Source organism: Carnobacterium sp., from assembly GCF_032094055.1.
In the GTDB taxonomy this organism is placed as follows: Bacteria; Bacillota; Bacilli; order Lactobacillales; family Carnobacteriaceae; genus Carnobacterium_A.
In genome coordinates this window covers 59727-64886 of record NZ_DAMDAK010000002.1, presented here as the reverse complement: position 1 = coordinate 64886, position 5160 = coordinate 59727, and the positions used below count along the sequence as shown (strand labels likewise).

Genomic DNA, 5160 nt, shown 5'->3' with positions numbered 1-5160 from the left:
GGTGATAAAAATCGCTTGCTACTTTTGTGTCTGCTTGTGCCTCTGACTTTTGGAATGAATTATAATCTGCCACAGTCATTCCTTTACCGTCTTCATCCCAAGCTCCTTCTATTTGAAAGGCAGAGGAAGAGGCTCCCCACCAAAAGTCTTTTGGAAAATGATTTTTCATAATTGATTTTCCTTTCTTTAAGTTAATCGTTGTAAGGGCTTCACTGCATGAATCTAATCAAAATTATAGCATGCTTTTTAAAATAATCAACACTATTTCCAATGTTTTTATACCGTTTTGTTGAAAAAAATGTATTTTTGGTATATTATTACAGTTAAATAAATACCGATATACTAAAGGAGTACTATGAATGAGTATAAAGAAAAAACAAACTTCCTTACTTTTAACTATTATTGTTTTATTTTGGTTTGCGCAATATGTCTATATTCCTTATCAAACTCCTTATTTGAATTCTATCCATTTAACCAGTAATGCAGTAGGAATTGTTATTGGAGCATATGGAATTTCGCAAATGATTCTTCGGTTGCCTATTGGGGTTTTAGCAGATAAAAATGGCAAACACACATTATTGATTTTTATTGGAGCATTGTCTTCAGGTGTTGCTTCGTTATTCAGAATATTTCTTTCAAACGGGATAGGTTTTTTCATAGGCAATTTATTTTCAGGATTAGCGAGTGCGATGTGGATTTCATTTATGATTCTCTTTATGAGTTATTATTCTGATGACAAGCAACAAAAAGCTACAGGAAAACTAATCTTTGCAAATAATTTAGGGATGTTAGGCGGTTTTGTAGTAAGCACCTTCTTATATGATAGGGTTGGCATGACTGTAATCTGTCTACTTAGCGTAATTGCAGGCATTCTTGGAGCATTCTTATCTTTATTTTTGAAGAGAACAACTGTAGAGATTCGTCCTTCACGGTCTACTAAGGATCTGTTGAGTGTTTGCAAGAATAATAAATTAATATTATTTTCTTTATTAGCCTTGATTCAGCAAGGAATACAGATGTCTACCACAATGTCTTTCACTACTCAAATTGTAAGAGATTTAGGGGCTTCTAACTTAGTGGTTGGATTAACCTCTATTGTCTACATGTTATCGGCTGTTCTTTCAGCTATTATCAGCTCCAAACCAAATTTTTATAAAAGATTCACATTTGATCAATCTATACCAACTGTCTTTTTACTGCTGTTTCTTTATTGTTTATTTGTTCCTATCACAAACTCGGTTTTTATGATTTTCTTACTGCAAATCTTGCCAGGACTTTCGACAGGGATACTATTCTCATCTTTAACAACTGAAGCAATGACCGAAGTTCCAGACGAGAAAAAATCCACTGCTATGGGCTTCTTTCAAGCAGTTTATGCAATTGGGATGAGTGCGTTTCCTTTGATCAGCGGATATATCAATACTCATTATTCAACGCAAGCAGCTTTCTTATTTCTTGGATGTACGAGTATAGTTGGAGTAGCTGCTTCAAAGTGGTATTATAAAAGAAAAAAGATAGGTGAGTATGCTTGAACAAAAATCTAAAAGCGTATAAAGTAATGCAAAATATTCGTGAGCATATTTTGGATGGAACATACCCCATCGGCTCGTTATTACCAAGTGAGAGAGAACTATCTGAAATATTCGAAGTAAGTAGAATGCCAGTTCGAGATGCTTTAGAAGAGCTGGAAAAAGAACAAAGTATTGCAAAAACTGAAACGAATAAATGGGTGGTAAAAGGATACAAAAAAGTCTCATTATTCTCAGAAGTTGAGCCTTTAGAAGAAGTAAATTTAAAAAACATTATAATGGAAAGCCTGAAAGCACGACAATTAGTTGAAAGTGAAGGAGCGAAGTTGGCTGCGCGGTATGCTACTGAAGAAGATATTAAAGAAATGAGGTTATATTTAAATAACTCAATTATAGAATTAGAAAATTTTGTTGATTTAAAAGATCCTAACTATAAAGAGGCAGATTTTCAATTCCATATGTCGGTGGCTAGAGCTAGCCACACTACTTTGTTCCCGGCATACTTGGAATCCATTAAAGAAATTGTGCATATGCATCAATATCTAAGTATGAAGTACAGAACGACAATTCAAGACTTTGGACAACATCATATTGAACTCTTCCAAGCGATTAAGGATGGAAATGAAGATAAGTCTTATGACTTGATGTACAAGCATTTGGGAAATGTCATACAACTCATTACGGCTAGCTACTAGTTAAGTCAATTCTTAGTTATTTTTGGGCTTAACGATTCTTTAAAGCTAGTAAACTAATAGTTTGCTTTGCTAAGTTCTAAAGAAGCTTGTAAGGTTTCTTAGTTTTCAAAATATTAAGACTATAATTATATATTATCAAGAGAGAACCGCTTATATAGTATGGCAGTTCTCTTTTTTCAGCATGAAGATCGGGAATCTCACTATGCTGTAGTAGATGTAAGAATGAAATGATGCATGAATGTAGCATAAGAGGAGACGAACGTAGAGACTATTGTAAAAAGAAGCTTTCATTAATAAATGAAGTTTTGCCCACCAGCTAGAAAAAAAGATAACAGCACTCCAAAAAAGTTCTTAACATTTTGAATTCAAAAAGGCACGTCTACATTTAGAAGCACCTTCTGATATACATAGCTATTTTCAAAAAAACTTTGGACTTTTACGTACAAGGAAATGACCCACTTAGTTAACTAAACCAGATAGCCATTTATTCCATTACTGGAAGTTAAAATGTTTTTTAATGATCTTGGCCGCATCTTCAGGAGAAAGAGATGTATTATCAATTTTTAGATAATGTTCAAAAGGAATTTCTCCTTCCTTGCTTTCACAACGCCACCACTTATCAACATCTAGCAAGTTCTTCTTAGACTCATCTAAATTTCTTTTCGAAGGTTTATTCTCAAGCCGATTTTGCGTTTGATTTCGTTTCAACCGTTCTTCTTGTGTCGTTATAAGCTCTACATAATAAACTTCTCCATTTCTTTTTGTAAACAACTCGCTAGTATGCTGCACGTATTCCCAATCAGAAGGTTGATCAAATGCCCATAGATAAGTGAAGACTAACCCGTAATTTGCTGTCTTAGCGTATTCATCTAAAAAAACTTCTCGCAGACGTTTAATGGCTGGTCCGTTGTATTCACCAAATACTTCAATAACCGGTTCAATTGTTATATGGTTGTGAAACAATCTTAATTTAGTGATTTTACAAAGTTCTTGTCCGACTGTCATTTTTCCAACAGCGGCATTTCCAATCAGCAGCACTAATTTCATCTCTTTCCCCTCCATATCTAAAAATAACCAGCAAGCAAATTTATTGTGTCCCCATTCTTTTATTTTGAGCTGAATTCTAATTTATAGTAGTTAATCATAGCAAATGAGAGAATTCTTGCCAATGTTTTCTAACTCTTCTTTACTTTTAGAGCCGAAAAAGTTGAACTTATAACATAATGTGGTTCTGAATTCAAAATAATTGAATGAAAAACCGAGAGTGTGTATGCTGAGACCTATAAGGAATAGAATCGGATATCTTATGGTGACTGACTAGGAGATAGGAATGAGTCAAAAACTTGCATGGAAACTAGTTAATGGAAAAAAATTTATTAGGACAGGAGGAAGAGCACATTATGGGTAAAGAAATTGGGAAAATTGAAGCTGGTGTCGCTGCGGTCAAGGTGTTGGAAAGTTGGGGAGTGAAACAAGTTTATGGGGTGCCGGCAGGATCTTTAAACTCGTGGATGGACGCACTAAAAAAAGAAGAGGATGCGATCAATTTCATTCAAGTTCGGCATGAAGAAGTTGGTGCTCTGGCAGCATCGATGCACGCAAAATTTACTGGCAAAATCGGTGTGGCTTTAGGATCAGCCGGACCGGGTGCAACACATTTGATGAATGGATTATATGATGCACGAGAAGATGGCGTGCCTGTCTTAGCGATTATTGGTCAACGCTCAGAACGCGAAATAAATATGGATGCTTTCCAAGAAATGAACCAGAATCCCGTTTTTGCGGATGTAGCTATTTACAATCGTCGTGTGGCTTATCCCGAACAATTGCCAAAAATCATTGATGAAGCAGTTCGAATGGCTATCACTCATAAAGGTGTAGCAGCTGTTGAAGTCCCAGTGGATTATGGTTGGGCGGAGATTGACAATGCGGCTTGGTATTCATCTGCTGCTGCTTATCGGAAATATCCCAACCCTGTCTTAAATGAACAAGATATTGACGAAGCCGTAAAAATTCTTGAACAGGCTAAACGTCCCGTTATTTATGCTGGTATTGGAACGCGCGGCAATGGTGAAGCTGTCATGGAGTTGTCGCGTAAATTAAAAGCTCCAGTCGCGATTTCCGGTATTAACTATGACAATTTCCCCTATGATTTTGAAGCGTTGTTGGGTTCGGCAAACCGTGTAGCATGGAAGCCGGCTGTTGAAGTGTTTGACGAAGCAGATGTGGTTTTATTTGCCGGAAGTAATTACCCATTTGCTGAAATCACAGGCGTTTTTGACCATATTGATAAATTTATTCAAATCGACATTGATCCGTATAAACTAGGAAAACGCCATAAAACAGATGTAGCTATTCTGGGAGATGCCGGAGATGCGATTCGTGCAATCACAGATAAAATTTCCGAAAAACCAGAAACAGCTTGGTACCGAGCAAACCTGAATAACATCAAAAACTGGAAAATGTATACTGATAAATTAGAACAGAAAACAGAAGGTGAATTACAATTTTACCAAGCTTATCATGTGATCAACCAAGTAGCCGACGAAGATGCGATTTACTCGATTGATGTAGGAAACACTACGCAAACTTCTGTACGTCACTTGCGTTTGACGCCTAAAAATATGTGGCGTACCTCTGGTGTATTTGCCACAATGGGGAATGGACTGCCAGGCGCTATTGCAGCAAAAGCTGACTTTCCCAATCGTCAAGTATGGAACTTAACCGGTGATGGTGCTTTTTCAATGGTCATGCAAGATCTTATTACAACTGTACAATATCGCCTCCCGAGTATTCACGTTGTTTTCTCCAATCAGGAATATGGATTTATCAAGGCTGAGCAAGAAGATACAAATCATAACTACTATGGCGTAGATTTCAAGGATGTGGACTATGCTAAGATCGGCGAAGCACAAGGAGCAGTTGGGTACACGGTC

5 protein-coding genes are annotated in these 5160 nt (G+C 36.6%); 3 read left to right on the top strand and 2 right to left on the bottom strand.

The window, feature by feature from the left end; translation table 11 throughout:
• On the bottom strand, positions 1 to 169 hold a 169-nt coding region (locus RT405_RS00800), incomplete at its 3' end, for a family 1 glycosylhydrolase (RefSeq protein WP_313466802.1).
• 190 nt (positions 170 to 359) lie between these two features.
• On the opposite strand from RT405_RS00800, the gene RT405_RS00795 reads away from it, so the two are divergent.
• Together RT405_RS00795 and RT405_RS00790 are read left to right on the top strand one after the other, a co-directional pair.
• Positions 360 to 1532, top strand: a complete 1173-nt coding sequence (locus tag RT405_RS00795) for an MFS transporter (protein WP_313466784.1) — start codon at positions 360 to 362, stop codon at positions 1530 to 1532.
• Positions 1529 to 2224 (top strand): FCD domain-containing protein, encoded by a 696-nt coding sequence (locus RT405_RS00790; protein ID WP_313466783.1) that lies wholly within the window; start codon positions 1529 to 1531, stop codon positions 2222 to 2224. Before RT405_RS00795 ends, RT405_RS00790 begins: the two co-directional genes overlap by 4 nt.
• 492 nt (positions 2225 to 2716) lie before the next feature.
• On the opposite strand, the gene RT405_RS00785 is transcribed toward RT405_RS00790, so the two are convergent.
• The gene (locus RT405_RS00785; protein WP_313466782.1) at positions 2717 to 3271 is read right to left on the bottom strand and encodes a shikimate kinase; all 555 of its coding nucleotides are present in this window, start codon (positions 3269 to 3271) and stop codon (positions 2717 to 2719) included.
• Between the two features lie 353 nt (positions 3272 to 3624).
• Between RT405_RS00785 and spxB the strand changes: the two genes are divergently transcribed.
• Positions 3625 to 5160, top strand: a 1536-nt coding sequence (spxB, locus tag RT405_RS00780; RefSeq protein WP_313466801.1) for a pyruvate oxidase, incomplete at its 3' end; no start/stop codon positions are given.